At 76.5% G+C, this 25,003-nt stretch carries 24 protein-coding genes and 1 pseudogene; 7 read left to right on the top strand and 18 right to left on the bottom strand.

The features are described from left to right. The first annotated feature begins 27 nt into the window (after positions 1-27). Complete coding sequence (locus ACFSJS_RS03230) at positions 28-756, top strand: copper homeostasis protein CutC (RefSeq protein WP_380896407.1); 729 nt, start codon at positions 28-30, stop codon at positions 754-756. Between the two features lie 72 nt (positions 757-828). Here ACFSJS_RS03230 and ACFSJS_RS03225 read toward each other — a convergent pair whose 3' ends face one another. Next, positions 829-2,955: a HelD family protein gene (locus ACFSJS_RS03225; RefSeq protein WP_380896405.1), complete on the bottom strand. Its 2,127-nt coding sequence runs from the start codon at positions 2,953-2,955 to the stop codon at positions 829-831. A gap of 400 nt (positions 2,956-3,355) precedes the next feature. On the opposite strand from ACFSJS_RS03225, the gene ACFSJS_RS03220 reads away from it, so the two are divergent. Beyond that, positions 3,356-3,655 (top strand): hypothetical protein, encoded by a 300-nt coding sequence (locus tag ACFSJS_RS03220; RefSeq protein WP_380896403.1) that lies wholly within the window; start codon positions 3,356-3,358, stop codon positions 3,653-3,655. Positions 3,656-3,848: 193 nt separating this feature from the next. Continuing rightward, positions 3,849-5,051, top strand: a complete 1,203-nt coding sequence (locus ACFSJS_RS03215) for a glycosyltransferase 87 family protein (protein ID WP_380896786.1) — start codon at positions 3,849-3,851, stop codon at positions 5,049-5,051. A gap of 5 nt (positions 5,052-5,056) precedes the next feature. On the opposite strand, the pseudogene ACFSJS_RS03210 reads toward ACFSJS_RS03215, so the two are convergent. The 3 genes and pseudogenes from ACFSJS_RS03210 to ACFSJS_RS03200 form a co-directional block, all read right to left on the bottom strand. Further along, positions 5,057-5,753 (bottom strand): annotated as a pseudogene (locus ACFSJS_RS03210) (alpha/beta hydrolase family protein). Between the two features lie 104 nt (positions 5,754-5,857). Continuing rightward, positions 5,858-7,522 (bottom strand): DNA repair helicase XPB, encoded by a 1,665-nt coding sequence (locus tag ACFSJS_RS03205; protein WP_380896401.1) that lies wholly within the window; start codon positions 7,520-7,522, stop codon positions 5,858-5,860. A 126-nt stretch (positions 7,523-7,648) separates the two neighbouring features. Next, the gene (locus ACFSJS_RS03200; RefSeq protein WP_380896399.1) at positions 7,649-10,138 is read right to left on the bottom strand and encodes a helicase-associated domain-containing protein; all 2,490 of its coding nucleotides are present in this window, start codon (positions 10,136-10,138) and stop codon (positions 7,649-7,651) included. Between the two features lie 65 nt (positions 10,139-10,203). On the opposite strand from ACFSJS_RS03200, the gene ACFSJS_RS03195 reads away from it, so the two are divergent. Next, complete coding sequence (locus ACFSJS_RS03195; protein WP_380896397.1) at positions 10,204-11,286, top strand: hypothetical protein; 1,083 nt, start codon at positions 10,204-10,206, stop codon at positions 11,284-11,286. 17 nt (positions 11,287-11,303) lie between these two features. On the opposite strand, the gene ACFSJS_RS03190 is transcribed toward ACFSJS_RS03195, so the two are convergent. Genes ACFSJS_RS03190 through ACFSJS_RS03175 form a run of 4 tightly spaced genes read right to left on the bottom strand, consistent with a single transcriptional unit; the run spans position 11,304 to position 15,293 of the window. Next, positions 11,304-12,275: an ABC transporter substrate-binding protein gene (locus tag ACFSJS_RS03190; RefSeq protein WP_380896395.1), complete on the bottom strand. Its 972-nt coding sequence runs from the start codon at positions 12,273-12,275 to the stop codon at positions 11,304-11,306. Next, positions 12,272-13,168 (bottom strand): ABC transporter ATP-binding protein, encoded by an 897-nt coding sequence (locus ACFSJS_RS03185; RefSeq protein WP_380896393.1) that lies wholly within the window; start codon positions 13,166-13,168, stop codon positions 12,272-12,274. Before ACFSJS_RS03185 ends, ACFSJS_RS03190 begins: the two co-directional genes overlap by 4 nt. Further along, positions 13,165-14,238, bottom strand: a complete 1,074-nt coding sequence (locus ACFSJS_RS03180) for a FecCD family ABC transporter permease (protein WP_380896391.1) — start codon at positions 14,236-14,238, stop codon at positions 13,165-13,167. Before ACFSJS_RS03180 ends, ACFSJS_RS03185 begins: the two co-directional genes overlap by 4 nt. Next, positions 14,235-15,293 (bottom strand): FecCD family ABC transporter permease, encoded by a 1,059-nt coding sequence (locus tag ACFSJS_RS03175; RefSeq protein WP_380896389.1) that lies wholly within the window; start codon positions 15,291-15,293, stop codon positions 14,235-14,237. The genes ACFSJS_RS03180 and ACFSJS_RS03175 overlap by 4 nt, the downstream gene beginning before the upstream one ends. A gap of 107 nt (positions 15,294-15,400) precedes the next feature. Here ACFSJS_RS03175 and ACFSJS_RS03170 point away from each other — a divergent pair, with 107 nt between their 5' ends. Beyond that, positions 15,401-16,015, top strand: a complete 615-nt coding sequence (locus tag ACFSJS_RS03170; RefSeq protein WP_380896387.1) for an HAD family hydrolase — start codon at positions 15,401-15,403, stop codon at positions 16,013-16,015. A 47-nt stretch (positions 16,016-16,062) separates the two neighbouring features. Here the strand turns inward: ACFSJS_RS03170 and ACFSJS_RS03165 are convergent, their stop codons facing one another. Next, on the bottom strand, positions 16,063-16,305 hold the full coding sequence (locus ACFSJS_RS03165) for a hypothetical protein (RefSeq protein ID WP_380896385.1): 243 nt from the start codon (positions 16,303-16,305) through the stop codon (positions 16,063-16,065). Positions 16,306-16,499: 194 nt separating this feature from the next. Here ACFSJS_RS03165 and ACFSJS_RS03160 point away from each other — a divergent pair, with 194 nt between their 5' ends. After that, positions 16,500-16,883: a cold-shock protein gene (locus tag ACFSJS_RS03160; RefSeq protein WP_380896383.1), complete on the top strand. Its 384-nt coding sequence runs from the start codon at positions 16,500-16,502 to the stop codon at positions 16,881-16,883. Positions 16,884-16,938: 55 nt separating this feature from the next. On the opposite strand, the gene ACFSJS_RS03155 is transcribed toward ACFSJS_RS03160, so the two are convergent. From ACFSJS_RS03155 to ACFSJS_RS03140, 4 genes are read right to left on the bottom strand one after another with little or no spacing between them, the layout of a single operon-like run. Beyond that, entirely contained in the window at positions 16,939-17,850 is a 912-nt protein-coding gene (locus ACFSJS_RS03155) for a 1,4-dihydroxy-6-naphthoate synthase (RefSeq protein ID WP_380896381.1), read from the bottom strand. Then, positions 17,841-18,524: a futalosine hydrolase gene (locus ACFSJS_RS03150; protein ID WP_380896784.1), complete on the bottom strand. Its 684-nt coding sequence runs from the start codon at positions 18,522-18,524 to the stop codon at positions 17,841-17,843. The genes ACFSJS_RS03155 and ACFSJS_RS03150 overlap by 10 nt, the downstream gene beginning before the upstream one ends. Before the next feature lie 20 nt (positions 18,525-18,544). Next, positions 18,545-19,030 (bottom strand): DUF2771 domain-containing protein, encoded by a 486-nt coding sequence (locus ACFSJS_RS03145; RefSeq protein ID WP_380896379.1) that lies wholly within the window; start codon positions 19,028-19,030, stop codon positions 18,545-18,547. 26 nt (positions 19,031-19,056) lie between these two features. Further along, positions 19,057-20,586: an MFS transporter gene (locus tag ACFSJS_RS03140; RefSeq protein WP_380896377.1), complete on the bottom strand. Its 1,530-nt coding sequence runs from the start codon at positions 20,584-20,586 to the stop codon at positions 19,057-19,059. Between the two features lie 256 nt (positions 20,587-20,842). Here ACFSJS_RS03140 and ACFSJS_RS03135 point away from each other — a divergent pair, with 256 nt between their 5' ends. Next, the gene (locus ACFSJS_RS03135; protein ID WP_380896375.1) at positions 20,843-21,778 is read left to right on the top strand and encodes a DUF3027 domain-containing protein; all 936 of its coding nucleotides are present in this window, start codon (positions 20,843-20,845) and stop codon (positions 21,776-21,778) included. 11 nt (positions 21,779-21,789) lie between these two features. Here the strand turns inward: ACFSJS_RS03135 and ACFSJS_RS03130 are convergent, their stop codons facing one another. The 5 genes from ACFSJS_RS03130 to htpX form a co-directional block, all read right to left on the bottom strand. Beyond that, complete coding sequence (locus ACFSJS_RS03130; RefSeq protein WP_380896373.1) at positions 21,790-21,999, bottom strand: hypothetical protein; 210 nt, start codon at positions 21,997-21,999, stop codon at positions 21,790-21,792. Between the two features lie 131 nt (positions 22,000-22,130). Then, positions 22,131-22,430 carry a hypothetical protein gene (locus ACFSJS_RS03125; RefSeq protein WP_380896371.1) on the bottom strand — a complete coding sequence of 100 codons (300 nt, stop codon included), beginning with the start codon at positions 22,428-22,430 and terminating at the stop codon, positions 22,131-22,133. Between the two features lie 588 nt (positions 22,431-23,018). Beyond that, a complete protein-coding gene (locus tag ACFSJS_RS03120; RefSeq protein WP_380896369.1) occupies positions 23,019-23,216 on the bottom strand; it encodes a hypothetical protein in 198 nt (65 codons plus the stop codon). A gap of 82 nt (positions 23,217-23,298) precedes the next feature. Continuing rightward, a complete protein-coding gene (pspAB, locus tag ACFSJS_RS03115) occupies positions 23,299-23,877 on the bottom strand; it encodes a PspA-associated protein PspAB (protein ID WP_380896367.1) in 579 nt (192 codons plus the stop codon). Positions 23,878-23,903: 26 nt separating this feature from the next. After that, positions 23,904-24,809, bottom strand: coding sequence for a zinc metalloprotease HtpX (gene htpX, locus ACFSJS_RS03110; RefSeq protein WP_380896365.1), 906 nt, complete (start codon positions 24,807-24,809; stop codon positions 23,904-23,906). Between the last annotated feature and the right edge of the window lie 194 nt (positions 24,810-25,003).

The following is a 25,003-nucleotide window of genomic DNA, read 5'->3' as shown; positions in this document are numbered from 1 at the left end:
GTCCGGCGGTGTGGCAGGCTCCGCTATATGTCTAGACCAATCCTGGAAGTGATCGCGCTCGACGCCCGGGACGCCGTCGCCGCGCGGGAGGGCGGCGCCGACCGCGTCGAGCTCGCCGCGGTCATGTCCGCCGGCGGCCTCACCCCGGACCCCGCGGTCTTCGCCGCCGTGCGCGCAGCCGTCGACCTGCCCGTCCGCGTGATGCTGCGCGCCGCCGACGGCTTCGCCGCCGGCGGCCCCGATGCGCTCGACGCACTGTGCCGGCGCGCCCGCGCACTGCGCGCCGAGGGCGCCGAGGAGTTCGTGCTCGGCTTCCTCGACGACACCGGGACCCCCGACCTCGCCGCGATCGGCGCCCTCCTGGACGCCGTGCCCGGCTGCCGCTGGACCTTCCACCGCGCCATCGACGGCTGCGCCGACCGCGGCGTGCTGCGCAAACGGCTCGACGGCCTGCCCGGCCTGGACACCTACCTCACCGCCGGCTCGCCGGACGGCGTGGCGGCGGGCCTGGACGTGCTGTGCGCCGAGGCCGCCCGCACGGCGGCCGGCGAACCCGGCTACCGGCCGCTGCTGATGGCCGGCGGCGGCCTCCTCCTCGACCACGTCCCCGCGCTGCGCGCGGCGGGCGTCACCGCCTTCCACATCGGCGGCGCAGCCCGCGCCGGAGGCTGGGACGCCCCGGTGGACCCGGACGCGGTCCGGGTCTGGCGCGGCCTGCTGGACGGCCGGTCCCCGGCCGTGGCCGGCCGGGTCTGAGCCCTCGGCCGGGCGCCGCCGCGGAGGCGGCCCGGTCCGGCCCGCGCTTCCCGGGACGGGGACGCGGGGCCCTCAGGCGCTCCCGCCACCCCCCGCGCCGCCGGCCAGCGGCTCCGGCAGGGGGGCGGCGTGGACGACGGCGAGGCCGGAGACCGCACGCGTCAGCGCCACGTACAGGCGCCGCAGACCGGTGCGCTCGTCCGGCTCGCCGTCCACGACGGCCGCCGGCTCGTCCAGGACCACGTGGTCGTACTCCAGGCCCTTGGCGAGCCTCGCCGGGACGAGGGTGAGCCGGGTGCCGGCGTCCGTCTCCGCACCGGGGACGAGGTGGGGGAGGCCGGCGGCGTCCAGCGCCTCGGTCAGGGCCGGGAGGCGGGCGTCGGCGGCGATCAGGCCGACCGAGCCCTCCTTCGCCAGCGCCGCGCGGCAGGCGTCCACCACCGCCGCGTCCAGCTCCTCCACCGCCGCCGGCCGCACCCGCAGGGAGCCCGCCGCCTCGCGGATCGACGTCGCCTCGGACAGGCCCGGGGCGATGTGCGGCAGCAGCCGGGAGGCGTAGGAGATGACCTCGCGCGGCACGCGGAAGCCCCGCGTCAGCTCCTCCACCGCCGCCTCCGGTTTGCCCAGGTGGGACAGGGCCTCGGCCCAGCTCGCCGTCGCCCACGGGGTGGTGCCCTGCGCCAGGTCGCCCAGGACCGTCGCCGAGCCCGTCGCGCAGCGGCGCCCCACCGCGCGGTACTGCATGGGGGAGAGGTCCTGCGCCTCGTCGAGGACGACGTGGCCGAGCGAGGGGGTGCGCCGCACCAGGTCGGCGGCCTCGTCGATCAGCACGGCGTCGGCCGCCGACCACCTCGCCGACCGCACCCCGCGCGGCGGCTTCGCCCACAGGATCGCCTTGCGCTCCTCGTCGGTCAGGAGTCCCTCCGACTGCTCGGCCAGGAAAGCGGCGTCCGACAGCAGGCGCAGCACCAGCTTCGCCGGGTCCACCTCCGGCCACACCGCCTTGACGACCGCCTTGACCGCCGGGGTGCGGGCGACCGCGTCCTGCACCCGGTCGTCCGGCGCCTCGCCCGCCCGCTCCATCCGCGTCAGCACGGCGTGCGCGACGCGCTGCGGCAGGGCCTCGCGGGCGGCGCCGTGGCGGATGCCGCGGTCCAGCAGCTCGCGGACGATCTCCTCCAGCTCGTGCGCCGGGATCCGCCAGCGCCGCGAGCCGCGCACCACGACGCACGGCTCGGTCGGCATCGCCACCCCCGCGCGGACCGCGCGGCGCAGCACCTCGGCCATGCGGGCGTCGCCCTTGATCCGGGCGGCCTCCGGGTCGTCGGTGCCGCGCACCTCCACGCCGGTGGCGCCGGTGACCAGGTCCTCCACCGTCGTCTGCCGCACCGCCAGCTCGCCCAGGGCGGGCAGCACCTGCTCGATGTAGCGCAGGAAGGACCGGTTCGGACCGATGACCAGCGTCCCGGTGCGGGCCAGCCGCTCGCGGTGCGCGTACAGCAGGTACGCCACGCGGTGCAGGCCGACGGCCGTCTTCCCGGTGCCGGGCGCCCCCTGGACGCAGACCGTGCCCTCGATGCCGGTGCGGACGATCTCGTCCTGCTCGGGCTGGATCGTGGCCACGATGTCGCGCATCGGGCCGACGCGCGGGCGCTCGATCTCCCGCTTCAGCAGCGCGCTGACCTGCTCGGTCTCCTCCGGGTCGGTCAGGTCCTCGTCCTCGTAGGCGGTCAGCTCGCCGCCGGTGTAGCCGAAGCGGCGGCGCAGCCCGACGCCCTGCGGGTCCTTCCGCGAGGCGCGGTAGAAGGGCTGGGAGACGGGGGCGCGCCAGTCGACGACCATCGGGTCGCCGTCGGCGTCGTGGACGTGGCGGCGGCCGATGTAGTAGCGGGCCGGCTCCGGGTCCGGTACGAGGTCCAGGCGGCCGAAGAACAGCGGGGTGCCGGAGAGGTCGGCCAGGGCCTCGATGCGGGCGTCGATCTGGCGCTGGAGCACCTCGGCGTTCACCCAGTTGGCGGTGACGTCGGAGATGTCGAGCGCCTCGACGTCCTCGCGCATGGCGCGCAGCGCGGCCCGGGAGGCGGCGAGGTGGGCACGCTCGCGCTCCAGCGGGCCGGCGGGTCCGGCGGACTGCCCGGTGGACCCGGCGGGCCGGTCGGTGCGGTGAGCGGTGTGCTGGTCGGGAGTGCGCGAGGGCACGGCGGAGCCTCCGGTGGGTGCGCACGGCGGAGCGGGGCGGCCCGGCACGGCGGGGTGCGGGGGAGCCGCGCACCGGGTGCGGTGGACGACTGGGGCGGAAGGGACCGCGGGGCCGGACGGGGGCTTCGCCGTCGAGGGGCGCGGTCGGCCGGCCGGTACCGACCGGCCGGCTCCTCCCCGGCGGTGCGGCGGACGGGCCGCGCGGACTCGCGCGGCTCGTGTGCCACCGCGGCGCGGGAGGCGGGAGAGGCGTGATTGTAACCCTCCCCGCCCGGGCGGGCGAGCGGGTATCCGCCGCCGGGAAGGCGGGCGGGCCCTTTGGGTTGCGGGCGGAGGAAAGCCGTGACGGGGCCTAGGATGGAAGTGGACCAATCGGGCCAAACCGGAAATCCATGGAGCCATGAACAGCGCATCCATCCCCTCCCAGGCCTCCAGCGGCCCCGCGTCGGGGGCCACCGCGCTCGGCGCGTCCGGCCCGCACGCCGACGGCGGGGGGCACCGCCACCGCAGGCACCTCCTGGGCGACGCCGTCCGGGCGATCTCCGTCTTCGCCGGCGCCGCCTTCGACGTCGCCGTCCTCGGCGACTACGCGGAGGCGCGCGACGAGGACGACGACGAGCGCGACGACGAGCGCGACGGCGAGGGCGAGGGCCGCGGCACCCGCGGGCGGCGGCCGTCCGGAACCGCCGCCGGGGCCTGAGGCGCACGGAGGCGGGACGGGCGTTCCGGGCGCTTCGGAACGTCCGTTAGGGTCGCTCCGCGGCCGGTGACGACCGGCGGCCGACACCGGCGGACCGGAACGACCAGGAGGCGGCCGAGTGCCCACCGCGCCCACCCCCGACGCCGACGCCGCCCGCCCCCGCACCGGGCTGCGCGCGTACGCGGCCGTCGCCCTGCTCGCCGTCTCCCTCGCCGTCCTCGCGGCCCTCTGCGCGGCGCAGCCGAACCCGCTGGTGGACCTCCTCGTCTACCGCGCCGAGGGCCGGGCCGTCGTCGAGGGGAGCGACCTGTACGGCTTCACCGTCACCGAGTGGAGGCTGCCCGCCACCTACCCGCCCTTCGCCGCGCTGCTGTTCGTCCCCGTCGCCGTGCCGCCCCTGCCCGTCGCCCAGGCGCTCTTCGCGGTCGGCAACGTCGCCCTGCTCGCCCTGCTGGTCCACCTCTCCCTGCGGCTGGCCGGACGGCGCACGAACCCCGTCGTGCCGGTGGCCGCCACGGCACTGGGAGTGTGGCTGGAACCGGTCTTCCAGACCCTGCTCTTCGGCCAGATCAACCTCGCCCTGGCCTGCCTGGTGCTGTGGGACCTGACGCGCCCGGACGGGGCGCGCGGCAAGGGCCTGGCCATCGGCGTCGCGGCCGGGATCAAGCTCACCCCCGCGATCTTCGCCGTCCACCTGCTGCTGACCGGCCGGATCCGGGCCGGGCTGACCGCGCTGGCGGGCTTCGCCGGGACGGTGGCGCTGGGGGCGGCGGCCCTGCCCGGCGCGAGCGCGGACTTCTGGACGCGGCGGATGTTCGAGACCGGGCGGGTCGGCAAGGCGTGGATCGTCGACAACCAGTCCCTCCAGGGGCTGGTGGCCCGCGTCCTGCACACCCCCGAGCCGGGGCTGTGGTGGGCGGTGCCCGCGGCCGCGGCCGGCCTGCTGGGCCTGTGGCTCGCCCGCCGCGCACACCTGTCCGGCCGGGAGGCGTGGGGGGTGCTGGCCGCCGCGGGCACGGCGCTGCTGGTCTCGCCGATCAGCTGGTCGCACCACTGGGTGTGGTGCGTGCCCCTGCTCGCCGTCCTGGCCGGTCCGCGCGGCCGGTGGCCGCTGTGCGCGTACGCGGTCGCGGCGCTGTTCACGGCCCGCTCCCACTGGCTCGTCCCGCACTCCGGCGACCTCGACCTCCACCTGCCCTGGTGGCAGCAGCCCCTCGCCTCCCCGTACCCGCTCCTGGCCCTGGGGCTGGGGGCGTACGCGGCGTGGCGGCTGCGCCGGGACGTCCGGCCGGAGCCCCCCGGCGCGGGCGGACCCCGCCTCCCGCCCTCCGCCGGGGCGCCCGCAGGAGGCGACCGGGCCGGTGCCGGCCGGAACGGCGGACCCCCCCGGGGGTGAGGGCGTCACCGCCGGGCGAAGCCGTCCAGCGCCTCCAGCACGCGGGCGCGGGTGGCGGGGCCGCCGAGGTGGTCCTCGGCGCCGACGACGGCCGGCTCCGCGTCCGGCCAGGCGCGGGCCGGCCGCCACGCGGTCTCCAGCGGGCTGCTCGGGTCGAGCCGGCCGTGGACCAGGACGCCCGGGATGCCCGCCGGCCGCCCCGCGCCCCGCAGCAGCGCGCCCTCCCCCGGCCACGCGCCGTGCGAGAAGTGGTGGGCGCAGATCCGCACCACGGCCAGCCGGGCGGCCGAGGGGCATCCGCCGTACGGGGCGGGCCCGGCGTACGGCCCGCCGGAGACCACCGCGTCCCCCAGGCGCACCAGTCGGCGGCGGCCCTCTCCCGCACCGCGGCGTCCGGGTGCTCCGTCAGCCGTGCGTACGCCCCCCAGCAGCTCGGCGGTGTCGCCGTCGCGCGGCGCGTCCGGCACCCCGGCCGCGAAGCGCTCCCACTGCTCGGGGAGGAAGCGGGCCACCCCGGTGGAGCCAGCCGGTCTCCGAGCGGCGGGCGGCGGTGACGCCGGAGGCCACGATCTGCGGCACCCGCTCCGGGTACCGCTCGGGGTCGAACAGGCGGCGGGCGCCCGTCCCGCAGCCGGAGCCCGGCCCGCCGTGGACGACGAGGGCGGGCCTGCCGTCCGGGGTGCCGCAGGTCTCCCAGTACACGCGGTCGCCGTCGCCGACGTCCTGCGTCCCCGTCCCGTACGGCTCGACCGGCGGGTACGGCTCGCGCCTCCCCGCTCCTCCCCTGGAACCGGGAGCGGGGGAGGCTACCCGACGCCGTCCGCCTCCGCCTCGTCCGCGAGGATCTCCGAGGCGTCCACGATGCGGTAGGCGTAGCCCTGCTCGGCCAGGAAGCGCTGGCGGTGGGCGGCGAAGTCCTGGTCGACGGTGTCGCGGGCGACGACGGAGTAGAAGCGCGCCTCGTGCCCGTCGGCCTTCGGGCGGAGCACGCGCCCCAGCCGCTGGGCCTCCTCCTGCCGGGAGCCGAAGGTGCCCGACACCTGGATGGCGACGGTGGCCTCGGGCAGGTCGATGGAGAAGTTGGCGACCTTGGAGACCACCAGCACCGACAGCTCGCCGGAGCGGAACGCGTCGAAGAGCCTCTCGCGCTGCGCGTTGCCGGTGTCGCCCTTGATCACGGGTGCGCCCAGGTGCTCGCCCAGCTCGTCGAGCTGGTCGATGTACTGGCCGATGACCAGGGTCTGCTCGCCGGCGTGGCGGCGCACCAGCGCCTCGGTGACGCGCCGCTTGGAGGCCGTGGTGGAGCAGAAGCGGTACTTCTCCTCCGACTCGGCCGTCGCGTACGCCAGCCGCTCGGAGTCGGTGAGGTCGACCCGGACCTCCACGCAGTCGGCCGGGGCGATGTACCCCTGCGCCTCGATCTCCTTCCAGGGCGCGTCGAAGCGCTTGGGGCCGATGAGGGAGAACACGTCCGCCTCGCGGCCGTCCTCGCGCACCAGGGTGGCCGTCAGGCCGATGCGGCGGCGGGCCTGGAGGTCGGCGGTGAACTTGAACACCGGCGCGGGCAGCAGGTGCACCTCGTCGTAGACGATCAGGCCCCAGTCGCGGGAGTCGAACAGCTCCAGGTGGGGGTAGACGCCCTTCCGCCTGGTGGTCAGCACCTGGTACGTGGCGATGGTGACCGGGCGGATCTCCTTCTTCGCGCCGCTGTACTCGCCGATCTCGTTCTCGGTCAGCGAGGTGCGCCGCACCAGCTCGCTCTTCCACTGGCGGGCGGAGACGGTGTTGGTGACCAGGATCAGGGTGGTGGCCTTCGCCGTGGCCATGGCGCCCGCGCCCACCAGCGTCTTGCCCGCGCCGCAGGGCAGGACGACGACGCCGGAGCCGCCGTGCCAGAAGTTCTCCACGGCCTGCCGCTGGTAGGGCCGCAGCGCCCAGCCGTCCTCCTCCAGTTCGATGGGGTGGGCCTCGCCGTCCACGTAGCCGGCCAGGTCCTCGGCGGGCCAGCCCAGCTTGAGCAGCGCCTGCTTGATCTGGCCGCGCTCGGAGGGGTGCACGGCGACGGTGTCGGGGTCGATGCGGGCGCCGACCAGGGGCTGGATCCGCTTGGAGCGCAGGATCTCCTCCAGCACCGGCCGGTCGGTCGTCTCCAGCACCAGGCCGTGGGTGGGGTGCCGCAGCAGCCGCAGCCGCCCGTAGCGGGCCATCGTCTCGGCGACGTCGACCAGCAGCGCGTGCGGCACCGGGTAGCGGGAGTGGGTGACCAGGGCGTCGACGACCTGCTCGGCGTCGTGCCCGGCGGCGCGGGCGTTCCACAGGCCCAGCGGGGTGATCCGGTAGGTGTGGATGTGCTCCGGGGCCCGCTCCAGCTCGGCGAAGGGCGCGATGGCGCGGCGGCACGCCTCGGCCTGCTCGTGGTCGACCTCCAGCAGCAGGGTCTTGTCGCTCTGGACGATGAGCGGTCCGGTCACGTGGCTCCTCCTGCCTCCGACGGGGCACCGCACACGGGCGGTGCGCGGGGCCGACCGTCCAGTGTGCCGCATCGGACCGGCGGACGGCCGGGGCGCGGCCCGGCCGTCCGCCGCGGGCGGCCCGCCTCAGCCGTCGTCGGTGTCCGCCAGCTCCGCCGCGCCCGTGATGCGGTGCACGGGGTAGGTGCGGACCTCCTCGGCGGTGTGGTCGTACGCCGTGACGAACCCGCCCTCGACCCGGACGGGCTCGATGATGCGCTGCGTCGCGGTGCCGTCCGCGCCCACGTGGCCGATCCACACCGGCGCCCCCGTGCGGGCCGCCGAGCGCAGGGTGCGCAGGGTGTCGGCCGCGGTGGTGCGCGGCGGACGGCCGTCGGGCGCGTCCGGGGCGGGCCGCCGGGGGCGGTGCGGGGCGGTGGCCGCCAGGTCGCCCGCCCGGATGGCGCGCACGGCGGCGGCCAGCAGCGGCGCGTCGGGGGAGGGCGGGCCGTCCGGCACCGGGTCGGGGGCGGTGCGCGGCGGGGTGCGCAGGGTGTCGGCGCGGTGGATCACCACGTCCCCCTCCGACGATTCGAAGACGGGCGCGTACCCCAGGGCGCGCAGCTGCTCCAGCAGCGTGCCCGGGTCCGCCCTGGCGGCCAGCACCGTCGGCGCCAGCAGCCGCAGGCCCAGCCCGGCGGCGCGGCGGTCGGCGGCGATCTCGGCCAGCAGCGCGTCGTCGTCGCAGCGCACGTACGCCCCGGCCGCGCCGACCCGCAGCCGCCCGTGCCGCCGCGCCACGTCGTCGATCAGGTACGCCAGCGGCTGCGGGACGGGGGTGCGCGAGTGGGCGGTCAGGAAGGAGTGCAGCTCGGAGGCGGTGCGGCCGGCGTCCAGGGCGCGGCGCACCGACTGCGGGGTGAAGCGGTAGACCGTCGCGCCGCCCTTGGACTCCACGTCGGCCAGCACGTTCAGCGTCTCCGCCAGCGGGCGCCGCAGCGGGCCGGGGGCCACGGCCGTCAGGTCCGCCTGGAGCAGGACGTGGTCCAGCGGCTCGGGGAGGCGGGGGGCCAGGAGGGCGGCGGCCTCCTCGCCGGCCGGGCCCAGCGCGTCCTCCGCCCCGTCCTCCAGGGCGGTGTGCGCCCCGGCGTCCGCGTCCAGCAGGGGGCGCGCGTACGAGGCGAGGGCGCCGCGTCCGGTGACGCCCAGCAGCTCCGCCTCCGCCAGCGTCCACCGCACGATCCGCTCCCGCAGCTTCGGGCCGCCGCGCAGCGGGCACTCCCAGTCCAGCCGGGCCACCACCGCGTCGGCCTCCGGTGCCGCCGCCGCGCCGTCCCCGTCCGCGCACCGGGCCAGCAGCGCCAGGGTGCGGCGGCGCAGCTCGGGCGCCGGGCCGCGGTCCAGACCGGGACCGAGCGCGTTCAGCGGGCGGCCCCGGCTGTCGCGCTCGCCGACCAGCCCGGACAGCCGGGTGGCCGCCAGCCAGGCGCCGGCCAGCCGCGTCCACCGCCGCTCGGGCGGCAGCTCCAGCCAGGCGTCGTACGCGGGCGTGGGCGCGTACCGCTCGTCCGCCTCGCCGTCGGAGGCCAGCAGCCCGGCGGCGTAGGCCAGTTCGACCCAGAAGGCGGCGACCGGCTCGGGCACGTCCAGCGCGACGGCGGTGCGCTTGAGGTCCCGCACGCCCAGGCCGCCCGCCCGCAGCACGGGCGGCGCCCCGGACGCCGTCCCCCACAGCGTCAGCAGCTCCTCGACGGTCGTGAGCGCGGCCAGCGCCTGGCCCGCGGCCGCCCCGTCCACCGCCTCCCGCGGACGGGTGCGCGCCGGCTCCGGCTCCGGCTCCGGCGGCAGCGGCTCCAGGCGGCGGTGGATCCGGCCCCCGCGCAGGTGCAGGGCCACCTCGCGGGGCAGGACGACTGTCCGGGGCGCGGCCGGCAGCAGCAGTCCGCGGTCCAGCAGCCAGCGCACCGGGGGCGAGGGGGCGCCGGAGACCTCGCCCCACGGCGGGCCCCAGGTCAGTCTGGCGAGCATCGACCGGGCCTCCTCGGGCGCCGACTCCAGCAGGGCGGCCATCCGCTCCCGGTCGGTGAATAGGCCCGACAGGGCGGCCAGCGCGCTCACCGGGTCGTGGGTGGCGGGCAGCCCGGCGGCGGCCAGGATCTCCTGGAGGCGGCCGGGCGACATCCCGGTGGCGGCCTCGGCCAGGGACGGGCCCAGGCCGGTCGTGGAGGGGCCCTTCGCGGTGGGGGAGAGCAGCTCGCGGGCGGTGCGCACCAGCCGCAGCCGGTCGTCGCCGCCCCACACCACCGCCCGTTCCCGCAGCAGCCCCAGCGCGCGCGGTAGTTCGGCCTCCCCGCCGGGCAGCCCGGCGGCCAGCTCCTCGTACGGGCACGGGTCGGGGGCGACGGCCAGCGCCTCGGCGACCTGGAGGGCGAACCGGTCCAGCCGCTCCAGCGCCCGCAGGACCGACACGCGCGCGCCGGCCCGGGTGGCGAGCTGGGAGAGGTCGCCGGGGACGGGCGAGAGGAGGTCGGGGCGGGCCCGCAGCAGCTCGGCGAGCGCGTCGTCGGAACGGGAGCGCAGCTCGTCGGCGAGCGTGCGGGGGGCTGCTCGGCGGCGCGCTCCGGGCTCTGGCGTCATCCGTACCACGGTACCGGCACGCTGCGCCGATCGGCTCCGGCGACGGTGGGGCGCGGTACGGTCGGATGCGTAGGGGCGTCAAGGTCCGGGAGCCGCTGGGGAGTTCGGTGGGCATCGAGAGCGAGCAGCTCGTCTTCGACTATCTGAGCCGGATCGGCGATCTGGCGCACGGCACGGCCATGTCGGCCGCCGAGCGGGCCCGCCTGGTGAGCCGGGTGCGCGCCGACATCGACCGGCGCCGGGCCGAGTCGGGCGGCGCGGACACCGTGGCCGGGGTCCGCAGGATCCTGGACGGGATCGGGCGGCCCGAGGACGTCGTCGCGCGGACGGGTGTGGCCGTGCCGCAGCCCAGGGCGCCGCGTCCGGCCGCCGGGCGCTCCGGGCGCACGGGATCCGGCGGGACCGCCCGGCCCGCCGGAGCGCAGGGCCCGTCCGCCCCGCCGCCCGCCGCCTCCTCGCCGCACCTGGCGGGCTCCGGGGAGCGCGGCTCGCCGGAGGGCGGCTCCGACTGGTGGCGCAGTCCTCCCGCGGGCCGGTACGCGCCCGGCGGGCAGGTGCCGGTGGGCGGCTTCACCGGCGGGATCGAGCTGCCGGAGGTCCTCAAGCCGCCGCCGGACCCGGAGCGGGAGCGGGAGCGGGCCGCGGCGGGGAAGGCGGCCGGGGCGCCGCTCCCGGGAACGCCGGCGGGCGAGGCGGTGGAGGCGGCCGACGAGGGCGTGGCCCGGGAGGCGCCCGCCGCCTCCCGCAGGCCGTGGACGCGGCTGCTGCGCCCCCGCACCGCGGGTGCCGCCGGGGGCGGGCGCGTTCCGCGCAGGGGCGGCGCGGTGGAACTGCTGGCGGCCGCCCTGCTGGTGGCGGGCGCGGTGGTGGGCTCGCTGGTCCCGCTGGGCCTGGGCTGGCTGGCCGCCTGGTGGTCGCCCCGGCTGAGCCGCCAGGAGGCCAAGCGGGCGGTGGCGGTCGTCCCCGGCGCGGTCGCCGCCGCCGGCCTGGTGTGGCTGTGGGGCCGCACCGAGGGCCGCTGGGGCGAGCCGGTCGCCCGGGGCGCGCTGGGCGACGAGCTCGCCGCCTCCTGGCCCTGGGCGCTGCGCGCCGCCGCCGTCGCCAGCGCGCTGTACCTGCTCTGGCGCGCGCGGCGGCCGAGGGGCTGAGGGGCTCCCGCCCGGGGTCAGCCCCGGGTGAGGTGCCCCTTCATCTCGTCCAGGATCGTGCCGGCCGCCGTGTAGCCGATGCCCTGGATCCAGGTCTCGTCGTCCACGCGGAAGGCGCGGCCGTTGCGCACCGCCTCCATGCCCTTCCACAGCGGGCCGCCGACGGCCTTCTCCTCGCCGGACTTCGCCGGGTCGCCGTAGGAGGTGTAGAAGACGACGTCCGCGTCGCCCTGGTCGACCTTCTCCGGGCTGACGTCGACCGAGAAGCCGTCGGGGGCCTCGTCGGCGATGGCCGGGCGGTCGACGCCGATGTCGGCGAGGATCGTGCCGATGTAGTTCTCCCGGCCGTAGATGCGGGTGTCGGCGCCCTCGACGAAGCGGACGACGCTCACCGTCGTCTCCTTCGCCTTCTCGGGGCCGCCGAGGGCCTCGGTGACCTCGCGGGCCTTCCTCTCGTAGGCGGCGACGACCTTCCGCGCCTCGTCCGCCCTGCCCAGGGCGTCGGCGTGGAGGAGGAAGTTCTCCTTCCACGGGGCGCCGGTGGTCTCGGTGAAGACGGTCGGGGCGATCTTCGACAGCTCGTCGTAGCGGTCCTTGTCGCGGACGTTGCTGCCCAGGATCAGGTCGGGCCTGAGGGCGGCGATCCGCTCCAGGTTGGGCGCCGCGATGGTGCCCACGTCCTCGATGCCCTCGACCTTCTCCCGCGGCAGGTACGCCAGGAAGCCGGAGGCGACGTCGGAGCGGGTGGAACCGACGGGCCTGACGCCCAGGGTGACGGCCGAGTCCAGCTCGGCGGTGTCCAGGACGACCACGCGCTTGGGGTCGTCCGGCACCTCGACGTCGCCGTTGGCCGTCTCCACCACGCGGGTGCCGCCGGGGGCGCCCCCGTCCGGGCCGGGGCCCGGACCGGAGTCGGAGCCGCAGGCGGACAGGCCCAGGGCGGCGGCCAGCACCAGGGCGGTGAGCGTACGGCGTCGGATGGGAGTCATGCGGTTGCCTTTCCAGGGCCGGAGGCGGTCACGGGTGTGGGGGCCGTGGGGGAGTTCCAGGGGGCGCCGGGGACGACCAGCGGACCGCCGGTCACCGGGTCGGGGACGACCACGGCCGCCAGGCCGAAGACCTCGCGGACCAGGTCGGCGGTGACGACCTCGGCGGGCGGGCCCTGCGCGGCGATCCGGCCCTCGCGCAGGGCGACGAGGTGGTCGGCGTAGCGGGCCGCCTGGTTGAGGTCGTGCAGGACCATCACCACGGTGCGGCCCCGCTCGCGGTTGAGCCGCCGCACCAGGTCGAGCACCTCCACCTGGTGGGCGATGTCGAGGTACGTCGTCGGCTCGTCCAGCAGCAGCAGCTCGGTGTCCTGGGCGAGGGCCATCGCGATCCACACCCGCTGGCGCTGCCCGCCGGAGAGCTCGTCCACGGGGCGTCCGGCCAGACCGGTCACGCCGGTGCGGGCCATGGCCTCGGCGACGGCCGCCTCGTCGGTCTCCGACCACTGCTGCCACCAGCGCTGGTGGGGGCGGCGGCCCCGGGCCACCAGGTCCGCGACGGTGATCGCCTCGGGCGCGACCGGCGCCTGGGGGAGCAGCCCGAGGGAGCGGGCGATGTGCCGCGTGGGGATGTCCGACAGCTCCCGGCCGTCCAGCAGCACCGCCCCGCCCCGGGGCTTGAGCAGCCGCCCCAGTGCCCGCAGGGTGGTGGACTTGCCGCAGGCGTTGGGCCCGACGATGACGGTGACGCGGCCGTCGGGGACGTCCAGGTCGAGGCCGTCGACGACGGTGCGGTCCTCGTAGGCGAGGGTGAGGCCGCGGGCGGCCAGCCGGCTCGCGGGGGCGGCCGGCCGGCTCGCGGGGGCGTCCGGCCCGGCGGGTTCGTCGGTCGTCATGCTGTGCCTCCGGTGCGGCTACGGGCGATCAGCCAGATCAGGTACGGTGCCCCGATCGCCGCGGTCAGCACCCCGACCGGCAGCTCGACGGGGGCGAACATCCTGCGGGCCAGCAGGTCCCCGAGGGTGACGGTGAGGGCGCCCAGCAGGGCCGTGGCGACCAGCGGGACCTGCGCGGTGCGGGTCAGGCGGCGGGCGATCTGCGGGGAGAGCAGCGCCACGAAGTCCACCGGCCCGGCGGCGCCGGTGGCCACGGAGGCCAGGACGACGCCGGTGGCGGTCAGCCCCAGGCGGGTGCGGTCCGGGCGCACGCCGAGCGCGGTGGCGGTGCCGTCGTCCAGGGAGGCGTCCCGCTGGGCGCGGGCGCACCACACGACGGCCGGCAGCGCCGCCAGCAGCGCCCAGCCCAGCGGCCCGGCCTGCTCCCAGCCGCGGCCGTTGAGCGAGCCGGTCATCCACACCTGGGCCTGCTGGGCGGCGAGGAAGTCGCCCTTGGTCATGAACAGCTGGGTGACCGAGCGCAGCGCGACGGAGAAGCCCAGGCCGATGAGGACGAAGCGGGCCGCGTGGATGCCGCGCCGCCAGGCGAAGAGGTAGACCAGCGCGGCGGCCAGCACCCCGCCCGCGACGGAGAGGTAGGGCAGGAGCGCGTACGAGGTCACGCCGAAGGTCATCGCGCCGACGGTCACGGCGGCCGCGCCCTGTGTGACGCCGATGATCTCCGGGCTGGCCAGCGGGTTGCGGGCGACGGTCTGGATCAGCCCGCCCGCCACGGCCAGCGCGGCGCCGACCAGCACCCCGACGACCAGGCGCGGCAGCCGCAGCGTCCCCACCACCAGTTCCTCGGGCGAGGGCTGCCCCAGCAGCACCTTCACCACCTCGGCGGGTGCGGTGGCCGTCTCGCCCAGGGAGAGCGAGGCGACGGCGGCGGCGGCCAGGGCGGCGGCCAGGGCGGCGGCGGTGAGCAGGGAGCGGCGGTGGACGAGGAACGAGGCGCGCCCGCGGCGCACCAGCCCGTACCCGGCGGGCCGGACGGCCGGCCCCTTCGGCGCGGTCCCGGCGGCGGTCACGAGCCCACCCTCTTCCCGCGCACCAGCGCCACCAGGAACGGCACCCCGATCAGCGCCGTCATCACGCCCGCCGGGACCTCGCCCGGCGGCACCGCGATCCGCCCCACCACGTCCGCCGCCAGCAGCACCACCGGGCCCAGCAGCGCCGACATCGCCAGCAGCCGGCGGTGGCCGGAGCCGACCAGGGCGCGGGCGATGTGGGGCACGGCCAGGCCGACGAAGGCGATGGGCCCGGCGGCGGCGACGCCCGCACCGGTGAGGACGGTGGCGCCGATCCCGCCGGTGATCCGCACCGCCGCCACGTTCTGCCCCAGCCCCCTGGCCATGTCCTCGCCCAGGGCCAGGGAGTCCAGGCCGCGCGCCACGCCCAGCGCCAGCAGCGCGCCCACCGCCAGGAACGGCCAGACCTGCCCGATCACCTCCGCGTCGCGCCCGGCCACCGAGCCGACCTGCCAGAAGCGGAACTCGTCCAGCGTGGCGGCCCGCGTGGTCAGCACGCCCGCCACCACCGAGTACAGCAGGGCGTTGACGGCGGCGCCGGCCAGGGCCAGCTTCACCGGCGTCGCCCCGTCGCGCCCCCGGGCGGCGACCAGGTAGACGGCGGCGCCCGCGACGCCCGCGCCCGCGAAGGCGAACCAGACGTAGCCGGTGAGCGTGTGCACCCCGGCACAGGCGATGGCCAGGACGACGCCGAGCGCGGCGCCCTGGCTGACGCCGAGGACCCCCGGTTCGGCGATCGGATTGCGGGTCAGGCCCTGCATCACGCAGCCCGCCATGCCCAGCGCCGCGCCGACCAGCACCGCCAGCACGGTGCGGGGCACGCGCAGGGTGCGCACCACCTGGGCGGCGGGACCGTCGCCGCCGTGCAGCAGCGCCCCGTACACCTCCGACGGGGCGATCGCGCGGCTGCCGACGGCCAGGCTCAGCACCGCCGCGGCGGCCAGGGCGGCGGCCGCGGCGGCCGTCCACAGCAGCCGGCGGACGGCCGTGCGGCGCGCGGGGGCGCGCGGGCCGAGGTCCCCGCCGTGCTCGGCGGCGGTGGCGGCGGCTGGCATCGGCACCTCGGGGCGTCCGGGGAAGGGAGGGCCCGGTTAGGTTAACCTAACCAGGCCCTCCCGCACCGGCCGTACGCCGACCGGGCCCGGAGTGCACAATGAAGGACATGACTTCTCGCCCGGTGACGGTCGGCTTCGACCTGGACATGACGCTGATCGACTCCCGCCCCGGCATCCGGGCGACCTACCGGGCGCTCGCCGCCGAGACCGGCACCCCCATCGACGCCGACCTGGCCGTCACCCGCCTCGGGCCGCCGCTGGAGGTCGAGCTGGCCCACTGGTTCCCCGAGGAGGAGCTGGACGGGGCCGCCGAGCGCTACCGCGAGCTGTACGTGGACCACGCCATCGAGCCCACCCTCGCCATGCCCGGCGCCCGGGAGGCGGTGGAGGCGGTGCACCGCACGGGCGGCAAGGCGATCGTGGTCACCGCCAAGCACGAGCCCAACGCCAAGCTCCACCTCGACCACCTGGGCATCACCCCGGACGCGGTGGTCGGCTGGCTGTGGGCGGAGGCCAAGGCCGAGGCGCTGGTCGAGCACGGGGCGGGCGTCTACGTCGGCGACCACCTGGGCGACGTGCGCGGGGCGCGGGCGGCCGGCGCGCTGTCGGTGGCCGTGCCGACGGGGCCGTGCGCGGCGGAGGAGCTGCGGGAGGCGGGCGCCGACGTCGTCCTGGAGGACCTGACGGAGTTCCCCGCCTGGCTGGAGGCGTACGCGGGCTGAGCCCGGCGGCGCTCGCGCCGGAACCGGGCCTGGGACGGCGCGCCGGGCTAGCGGGGGGACGACTCCCGCGCCTCGCGCCGCTGCGCCGCGATCGAGCGCAGCACCCCGGCGCCGGCGACGGCGAAGCCGACCCCCATCAGCATGCTGACGAGGTAGGCGGCCGTGGGCAGCGGGTCCCAGCCGAGGAACAGCGGCGTGATGGTCACGAGCGTCGCCACCGCGCCGACGGCGAAGACGGCGGCGCCGACGCGCACGAGGAGATCTCCCGGGCGGGACGTTTCACTGGTCACCGGGACAGGGTAGTTCCGTGGCAGGCCGCGCGCGGCACACGGGGGTGCGGTCCCGGGGCGTCTTGTCACCCGGACGTGGATCATTAATCTTGTTGCGGCGGGTCGAGCGGCCCGCCGGTGTTTTATTCGGATCCGTTGCTTCTCCCCGTAGTGGCAGACCGGCCACCCGGACGATTTCGAAGACGAGGACAGACGTGCCTACCGGCAAGGTCAAGTGGTTCAACAGTGAGAAGGGTTTCGGCTTCCTCTCCCGCGACGACGGCGGAGACGTCTTCGTGCATTCGTCGGTGCTCCCGGCCGGAGTGGACACGCTGAGGCCCGGCCAGCGCGTCGAGTTCGGCGTCGTCGCTGGCCAGCGCGGTGACCAGGCGCTCTCGGTCACCCTCCTGGATCCGGCGCCGTCGGTGGCCGCCGCCCAGCGGCGCAAACCCGACGAGCTGGCGTCGATCGTGCAGGACCTCACCACCCTGCTGGACGGGGTGGCGCAGCAGCTGGAGCGCGGGCGCTACCCCGACCGCCAGCAGGGCCACAAGATCGCCAACATGCTCCGGGTGGTGGCCGACCAGCTCGACGTCTGACACCCGGCACGCGGCTCCCCGCCCGCCGGGTCCCGGCCCGTGCGGAGCCGCGCGGTCAGACGAAGTCCAGCGCACCGCGGCCGAGGGGCGGCACCAGCCCCTCGGCCGCGGCACGCGTGAGGAGCGCCCGCACCGCCGCGTAGCCGCTCTCGCCCAGGTCGGCGGTGAACTCGTTGACGTACAGGCCGATGTGCCGGTCCGCGACCGACGGGTCCATCTCCTGCGCGTGCTCCAGCACGTAGGGGCGCGACGCCTCCGGGTCGTCCCACGCCATCCGCACCGAGGTGCGGACGGCGCCGGCCAGGGCGCGCAGCCGCTCGGCCCCCAGCGAGCGCCGGGCGACGATCGCCCCCAGCGGGATCGGCAGCCCGGTGGCGGTCTCCCAGTGCTCGCCCATGTCGGCCAGCCTGTGGAGTCCGTACTCCCGGTACGTGAAGCGGGCCTCGTGGATGACCAGCCCGGCGTCCACGGCCCCGTCGCGCACCGCCGGCATGATCTCGTGGAACGGCATCACCGTGATCCGCCCGACCCCGCCGGGCACCGCCTCGGCCGCCCAGAGCCGGAACAGCAGGTACGCCGTCGAGCGCTCGCCGGGCACCGCGACCGTCGCCCCGCGCAGCCCGGCGCCCGTGCCCGGCTCCCGGGTGAGCACCAGGGGGCCGCAGCCGCGTCCCAGCGCGCCGCCGCACGGCAGCAGCGCGTACTCCTCCAGCACCCACGGCAGCACCGCGTAGGAGACCTTGAGGACGTCCAGCTCGCCGCGCTCGGCCATGCCGTTGGTGACGTCGATGTCCGCGAACGTCACGTCCGGCGGCGGGGCGCCCGGCACCAGGCCGTGCGCCCAGGCGTGGAAGACGAAGGTGTCGTTGGGGCAGGGGGAGTACGCGATCCGCAGCCGCCCGTCCCGTCCGGCGGCGCCGTCCGCGCCCGCCGCCTCCGGCGCTCCGCCGGTGCTGTTCAGGACCATGTCCGTTCCCTCCAACCGTCCAGTACGGGCACGATGGCGCCGAAGGCCGCCCCCAGGGCGGCCAGCGCCTCCGGGATCCGCCAGGCGGCCCGGTCGCGCGGGCCCACCGCGTTGGAGACCGCACGGACCTCCAGCGCGGGGACGCCGCAGGCCGCCGCGGCCTCGGCCACGCCGAACCCCTCCATCGCCTCGGCCAGCGCGCCCGGGCGGAGCCGGGCCAGCAGCGCGGCCCGCCCGGCGGTGCCGGTCGCCGTGGAGACCGTCAGCACCGGCCCCAGCGCCGCGCCCGCCGCCTCGGCGGCGGCCCGGGCCAGCGCCGTGGGCGGGCGGTGGACGGCCGTGCCGAAGCCCAGGTCGGCCACGGAGGCGAAGGGCTCGGGGCCGCCGGGCGTCTCGGCGCCCAGGTCGGCGGCGACGATCTCGGAGGCGACGACCACCGAGCCGACGGGCGCGGCCGGGGCGAAACCGCCGCCGATGCCCGCCGAGACCGCCAGCGCGTACGGACGGCCGCGCGCCGCCTCCCGCGCCAATGCCACGGCGGTGCGGGCCGCCGCGGCGGCGGGCCCGGCACCGGTGGCGAGCACGTCGGCCTCCACACCGGCGCCCGCCGCCGCGCACGCCGCCGCCACCGCGTCCCGCTCGGCGGGCACGGCGGTGGCGACCAGGACGCGCACGGCGGCGGAGGGGGCGGACGTCAGCCCTCGCTCGCCTTCTTCAGCTCGATGTTCCACACGCCGTGGTACTCGCTGCCGTCGTACCCGACGATGCCGAGCCGGACGGACTTCGCCTCGCCGTCCCGGAAGAAGGCGTCGCCGGAGAAGCTGCGGTAGGTCTTGCCGATCTTGTCGGTGACCGCCGGCTGGCCGTCGAGGAACAGCACCCAGCCCTCCTCGGCGATCTCGGGGTCGACGCCGATGCGCAGCAGGTCGCCCTCGTCGACCGAGATGGAGGTCGTCGTCTCCTGCTTGGCGCAGGAGAGGACCTTCTCCTGAGAGATCGCGCCGCCGTCCTCGTAACAGGCGGCTTCGGTGGACACGCTGTCGGAGCCGACGGTCACGGTCGCACGGGGGGTCGGCTTCTCGCAGGCGGAGAGGGCGACGAGCCCGAGGGTGGCCGCACCGATGGCTACGGCAGTGCGGATCGTGCGGCTGCCCTTGCCCCGGGAGATCGTGTGGGTCATGGCGGCAGGCTACCCGGCGGCCCGGTTCAGGCGACGCGCGGGTGGGGTGTGCCGTGACGTGCGGCGGACAACAGGGGCCGAACGGTGGCGAACGCGCCCGCCGCGACGACCAGCCCCGCCACCCCCATGCCGACCGGGCCGATCAGCGGCAGCGCGATCCCGACGGCGCCGCCCACCACCCACGACATCTGCATCAGCGTCTCGGAGCGGGCGAAGGCCGAGGTGCGCACCAGCTCCGGCACGTCACGCTGGATCAGCGCGTCCAGGGAGAGCTTGCCCAGCGCCTGCGCCAGTCCGGCGGTCGCGGCGACGACGGGCACGGTGACCGTGCCGTAGAGCACGGCCGCCACCGTGGTCGCGGCCAGCGCCAGACCCAGGACGGAGGCGATGATCAGCTCCGGGCCGCGGTCGCGCAGCCAGGCGCCCAGCGCCGTGCCCAGCGCGTTGCCGCCGCCCGCGGCGACGGCGACCACCCCGAGCGAGACCACGGCGCTCAGCCCGCTCAGCGGGTTCTCGCGCAGCATGAAGGCGAGGAAGAAGGTGAGGAAACCGGAGAGGGCGCGCAGGGAGGAGTTGGCGACCAGGGCGTTGAACACCGGCGCGCCGACGGTGCGCAGGCCCGGGCGGCGCGGTCTGCCGCTCCCCCTCGTGCCGGCGGCACCGGGCACGCCGGCGCCCGCACCGCCGCCCGCGGCCCCGCCCGCCGGGGCGGTGCCGGAGGCGCCGGACGCGGGCCGACCGGGCCGGCTCCCGCCGTCCCCGTCCCCGTCCCCGTCTTCGTCCGCGCCCTCCGCCGCCCTCTGGTGCGCGGCCTCGTAGGCGGTCAGCAGGGCCTTCCGCTCGCCCTTGGCGGAGTCCACCGTGCGGGGGAGCGAGAAGGACAGGAACGTCCCCACGACGAACACCGCGAACGCCCCGTACAGCGGCCAGGACGGGCCCAGCCGGTGCAGGGCGGCGCCGATCGGCGCCGCTGCCCCGGTGGCCAGCAGCCCGGCGAGCGTCACCCGCGAGTTCGCCTTCACCAGCGAGATCCGGTGGGGCAGCAGCCGCGGCACCACCGCCGACCGGACCACCCCGTACGCCTTGGACGCCACCAGCACGCCCAGCGCCGCCGGATACAGCTCCAGACTGCCGGTGGCCACCGCCCCGGCCATGCTCAGCGCGAGCAGCGCGCGGCCCAGCATCGACCCGGCCATCGCGGCGCGCCGGCCGTGCGGGATGCGGTCCAGCAGCGGCCCGATGACCGGCGCGAGCAGCGCGAAGGGGGCCAGGGTCACGGCCAGGTAGAGGGCGACCCGGCCGCGCGCCTCCCCGGTGGGGACGGAGAAGAAGATGGTGGAGGCCAGGGCGACGGTGATCATCATGTCGCCCGCCGAGTTCACGGCGTGCAGCTCGATCAGCTTGCCCAGCCCCGACTCGCCCGCGCCCTGCGCGTGGGTGGCCCGCCGGATCCGCCTGCCCAGCGCGCGGGGAGGCGCGTGCACGGCGCGGGCGATCGCCCGCGCCGTCCGCCGGAACCGTCCCCCTTCCTCCGGGGACGCCCTGAAGGCCGTCACGTCGCCAGTGTGCCCCACCGGGGCCCTTCTACCCGGGGCCTTTCGATTGGTGGGGACCGGTTGAAGGTGCGACGGCCGACGCGGCACGTGCGTGGGGTAGCGTGGGGGGATGGTGCGCTCCGCCCGGTGAGGCCGCTGGGGTCCGGACGTCGCAGCGGTCCGCCGGTCCGCTCCGTCCGCACCCGTCCTGCCCGGGCGCACTGCAGGCGCACCCGCGAAACGGCGTAGGAGAGAATCGATTCTTGTGAGTGCTGCGATGCGAGGCCGTACCCCTGACCGCCTGTGCGCCGAGGCGGTCGAGCTGGCGCGGGAGGCGGCACAGGAGGCCGCCCACCCCGGCAGGATCGGCGATCACCTGGGCGCCGTGGCCGAGGGGGACCGCGTCGTCACGCACTTCTTCGCGTGCCTGGAGCCGGGGTACCGCGGCTGGCGCTGGGCCGCCACGGTCGCGCGGGCCTCGCGGGCGCGCGTGGTGACGGTCGACGAGACCGTCCTGCTGCCCGGCCCCGACGCGCTGCTCGCCCCCGAGTGGGTGCCCTGGAGCGAGCGGCTGCGCCCCGGCGACCTGGGCCCCGGCGACCTGCTGCCCACCGAGGCGGACGACCTGCGCCTGGAGCCGGGCTACACCGGCGGCGGCGACCCCTCGCCGCACGCCGCGGTCGTGGAGGCGGCCTGGGAGGAGGCCGGCGCCGAGGGGGTGGCGGAGGCCGAGGACGCCGACGTCTCCACCAACGAGCCCGGCGAGTTCCCCGGCGCCCCGGCGCGCGGCAGCATCGCGGCGGTCGTCGAGGAGATCGGCATGGGCCGGCCCCGGGTCCTGTCCCGCTACGGACTGCACGCCGCCGCCGACCGCTGGGAGGAGGCGTTCGGCTCCAAGACGCCCATGGCGCAGGCCGCTCCCGCCTCCTGCGAGAGCTGCGGGTTCCTCGTGCCGATGGCGGGCTCGCTGCGCCAGGCGTTCGGGGTGTGCGCCAACGAGTTCTCCCCGGCCGACGGCCGCGTGGTCTCCCTCGCCTTCGGCTGCGGCGCCCACTCGGAGGCCGCCGTCATGCCCAGGACGCCCCGCCCGGCGCCGCCGGTGATCGACGAGACGAAGGTGGACGAGATGCCCCTGGGCGGCACCGAGGAAGGGCCGCGGGCCCCCGTCGCCGACGGGGACACGGGCGAGGACGGGGACGGCGCCGGGACGTAGGCCCGCCTGCCCTACCCGCCCTGCCCGCTCGATCCCCTGACGCGGCCGACCAGTGCGAAGACCCCGGCCACGACCCCCAGGGCGACGGCGAGGTACAGGGCGCCCTCCGCGGCGGAGAGCTCACCGCCGACCATGCCGCGGATGGGCCACACGGAGCAGAAGGCGGCGGCGATTCCCGCGTTGACCCAGAGCCAGCGCCTGTTCTTCCTCGCGGCACCCACGTGCCCACCCCTTTTCTTTCCACCGGCTGATGACGAAATGACGAGGCGCCGCGCACGGCCGATCGCGCGCGGCGGGCGGGCGGTTCCTCCGGGTCAGGATCCCCCGTGCGAATTCGATGACTTCCGGGATATCAGATGCATTTGATGCCGCTCAGGATCGGCCTGCCCGCGATAACACTCGAGTAACTGTAGCGGAGTTCCATCTCGCCCGAGCAGACGCCGTTGTTGCGCAGCCAGTTGGCGCCCTCGCCGATGACTACGGACGCGGCGGCGCAGATCGCCGCCGTCACGGCGGCCTGGCTTCCGGAGATGAGCAGTCGCTGCTCGCTGGGGGTCAGGTAGACGTAGACGTACCACCCGGCGCCGATGCGTGCCAGGGGGGGCGACCTCCCCGCTCCCCTCGCCCCGGCGGTCGAAGAGCAGGGAGCCACCGGTCCTCAGCGGTACCTCCTGGAGGGCGCCGTGATCCTCCTTGTCGCCCACGAGGACTTCGATGACATCCTCGGAGGCTGTGGTCCCCGGACCGCCGGAGAGCCCCGCCCCCTCCCCGAAGGGGAGCGCACGGGTGGTTTCCGTCGCCGCGGGCGGGGCGGCACCGGAGCGACCGGTGTCCCTCTGGAGGGCCGAGGCGCTCGGCGCGATCGCTCCCAGGGTCAGCGCGATGCCGGTGGCCCATGCGGCGGCGCGCAGGGATGCTGCGCCTAAACCGGTTTTTCTGGGCAACTCATTCTCCTTCTCCAGGTTTTCCCCTTCTGGCAGAGCGGATCGCCCGTTCTTCGACCGGAAACCGGCGATCGGCTGCGGATGCAATGCTGGCACCAGGGTGAACTACGTTTCAATGGGCGCCGTGGGGGTTGGCTGAGAACTTTTTCCGTCCCAATCATCCAGGGAATTTCCTGCGTATTCTCCGGCGGGCCCGCGCGGGATGGCAGGGCGGCGGCCAGGCGGCTTCCCGCCGATCGGGCCGATCCTTTCCGGCCCGGCCGAACAGCCGTGCGGCGAATTCTCAAGATCTGTATTCAGCCCCGCTCCGACGCGAGCCGGGTCGAGGTGGTCCCGGCCGGGGATCCCCGCCGCCCGGCGGTGGGAGGCGCGCCGCCCTCGTGGATCCGGTAGCGGGTGGTCAGCCCGCCTCGCATGGTCGGCCGCACCGCGAACGGCGACTTGAAGCGCCACTCCGTGGCCCGCACCACTCCCGGCAGGTGCCCGGTCGGCATCGCGTCGCATCCTCTACGGCGATCGCGTCGACGGGGTCGCGGGCCTCCTCCGGCACCATGCCCCCGGCCGGCTTGCTTTCCGTCACAGGCCCGGGGCGCCCCAGAGCGGGAACCAGCGGCCCAGGTCCGGCTCGATGGTCAGGTCGTCCTGGAGGGCCGCCCTGACCTGGAGCTCCAGCGGGTTGTCGCGCTTGCGGCCGGGCAGCGGGGCGAAGGGGTAGAAGGTGCCGCGCTTGTAGAGGTAGACCAGCGCGAGGGGGTGCCGGCCGGGGGTGCGGAAGGTGATCAGGGAGCACAGGAGCTGCGGGCCGAAGCCGCTGTCCCGCAGCGTGGTGTTCACCGCGTGCAGGTCGTTGACCAGGGAGGGCAGCTCGTCGGGGGAGCGGCGGGAGAGCAGCCAGGAGTACCCGTAGCCGTCCTCGCTGAACTCCACCGTCCCGCTGTCGCGTCCGGAGTCCGCGCCCAGCAGGGCCCGCACCTCCTGCCGGATCCGCGCGAAGGCGCCGCCCTCGATGCTCGCGAAGCACACCGCGCCCGCCCCGGTGGGGGACAGGCCCGCGGCGGCCTGGAGGGCGATCGCCGCCGAGGGCAGGCCGAAGAGCCGGTCGAGGTCCGGCTGGGCCGGCTTGCTCCGGCCGAACAGCACGTCCCACAGGCCCACGGGCGACTCCTTCCCGGATCCGGTTCTCAGGGCGCCTCGCCGCCCAGCCGAGCGGAGATCTCCGCGAGCGCCTCCAGGCGGCGGTCCAGGCTGGGGTGGGTGGAGAACAGTCCGGCCACCGTGCTGCCGGACCCGAGGGCGGGGGTGAAGAAGAACGCGTTGAACGCCTGGGCCGTGCGCAGGTCCCGGGTGGGGATCCGGGCGATGTCGCCGCTGACCTTGGTCAGGGCCGAGGCCAGGGCGGAGGGCTTCCCGGTGAGCATGGCCGCGGCGCGGTCGGCGGCCAGCTCGCGGTAGCGCGACAGCGCCCGGATGAGCAGGAAGCTGAGGGCGTACACGACGGCGGAGACCAGCATGACCGTCGCGAGCACGGCGGCGGTGTTCTGGTCGCGGCGGCCCCCGCCGAAGAGCTGGGAGTAGAAGGCGAAACGGACGACGAGTCCGGCGAGCACGCCCAGGAACGAGGCGATGGTGATCACCGCCACGTCGCGGTGGGCGACGTGGGAGAGCTCGTGGGCGAGGACGCCCTCCAGTTCCTCGGTCTCCAGGCGCCGTGTCAGCCCGGTGGTCACGCAGATCACGGCGTGGTCCGCGTTGCGGCCGGTGGCGAACGCGTTGGGCAGGTCCATGCCGGAGACGGCGACCCGCGGCTTCGGCATGTCCGCGGTGGCGCACAGCCGGTCGATCACCCCGTGCAGCCGCGGCTCCTCCTCCGGGGTGACCAGGCGGCCGCGCATGGCGTACAGGGCGACCCGGTCGGAGAACCAGAACTGCGCGCCCAGCAGGACGGCGGCGATGACGACGACCAGGACGAGGGAGTCGAGCAGCGCGACCAGCGCGGCGACGAACCCCACGTACAGCAGCCCGAGCAGGAACATCGTGAGCACCATGCGTCCGGTGAGCCGCCGGTCGGGCTCGAAGCGGCTGCGCATCACGCACCCGCCCCGGAAGCCGGGCTCCCGCCGAGCGGCCCGCCGGGGGCCCGCGCGGCCGTCGTGACCCTCGTGCCCATGGGATCCTCCTGTCCGCCGCGCTCCCGCCGACCGGGACCGCGGGCCGAGACGCGGATGCCTTTCCTTCTGTATACCCCAATGTTCCGGAACGTCCCGTTCCTGGCCGGGAACGG

It is taken from the genome of Streptomyces desertarenae (assembly GCF_042681365.1).
GTDB classification, from domain to species: Bacteria; Actinomycetota; Actinomycetes; order Streptomycetales; family Streptomycetaceae; genus Streptomyces; species Streptomyces desertarenae.
This window is presented reverse-complemented; position numbering and strand designations above follow the sequence as displayed.

Bases quoted from the DNA above. Each gene is read 5' to 3' on its own strand.
- ACFSJS_RS03230 (WP_380896407.1), top strand. From the start codon at position 28: ATGTCTAGACCAATCCTGGAAGTGATCGCGCTCGACGCCCGGGACGCC.
- ACFSJS_RS03220 (WP_380896403.1), top strand. From the start codon at position 3,356: ATGAACAGCGCATCCATCCCCTCCCAGGCCTCCAGCGGCCCCGCGTCG.
- ACFSJS_RS03200 (WP_380896399.1), bottom strand. From the start codon at position 10,138: ATGACGCCAGAGCCCGGAGCGCGCCGCCGAGCAGCCCCCCGCACGCTC.
- ACFSJS_RS03195 (WP_380896397.1), top strand. From the start codon at position 10,204: ATGCGTAGGGGCGTCAAGGTCCGGGAGCCGCTGGGGAGTTCGGTGGGC.
- ACFSJS_RS03190 (WP_380896395.1), bottom strand. From the start codon at position 12,275: ATGACTCCCATCCGACGCCGTACGCTCACCGCCCTGGTGCTGGCCGCC.
- ACFSJS_RS03185 (WP_380896393.1), bottom strand. From the start codon at position 13,168: ATGACGACCGACGAACCCGCCGGGCCGGACGCCCCCGCGAGCCGGCCG.
- ACFSJS_RS03175 (WP_380896389.1), bottom strand. From the start codon at position 15,293: ATGCCAGCCGCCGCCACCGCCGCCGAGCACGGCGGGGACCTCGGCCCG.
- ACFSJS_RS03170 (WP_380896387.1), top strand. From the start codon at position 15,401: ATGACTTCTCGCCCGGTGACGGTCGGCTTCGACCTGGACATGACGCTG.
- ACFSJS_RS03155 (WP_380896381.1), bottom strand. From the start codon at position 17,850: ATGGTCCTGAACAGCACCGGCGGAGCGCCGGAGGCGGCGGGCGCGGAC.
- ACFSJS_RS03145 (WP_380896379.1), bottom strand. From the start codon at position 19,030: ATGACCCACACGATCTCCCGGGGCAAGGGCAGCCGCACGATCCGCACT.
- ACFSJS_RS03135 (WP_380896375.1), top strand. From the start codon at position 20,843: ATGCGAGGCCGTACCCCTGACCGCCTGTGCGCCGAGGCGGTCGAGCTG.
- ACFSJS_RS03120 (WP_380896369.1), bottom strand. From the start codon at position 23,216: ATGCCGACCGGGCACCTGCCGGGAGTGGTGCGGGCCACGGAGTGGCGC.
- htpX (WP_380896365.1), bottom strand. From the start codon at position 24,809: ATGCGCAGCCGCTTCGAGCCCGACCGGCGGCTCACCGGACGCATGGTG.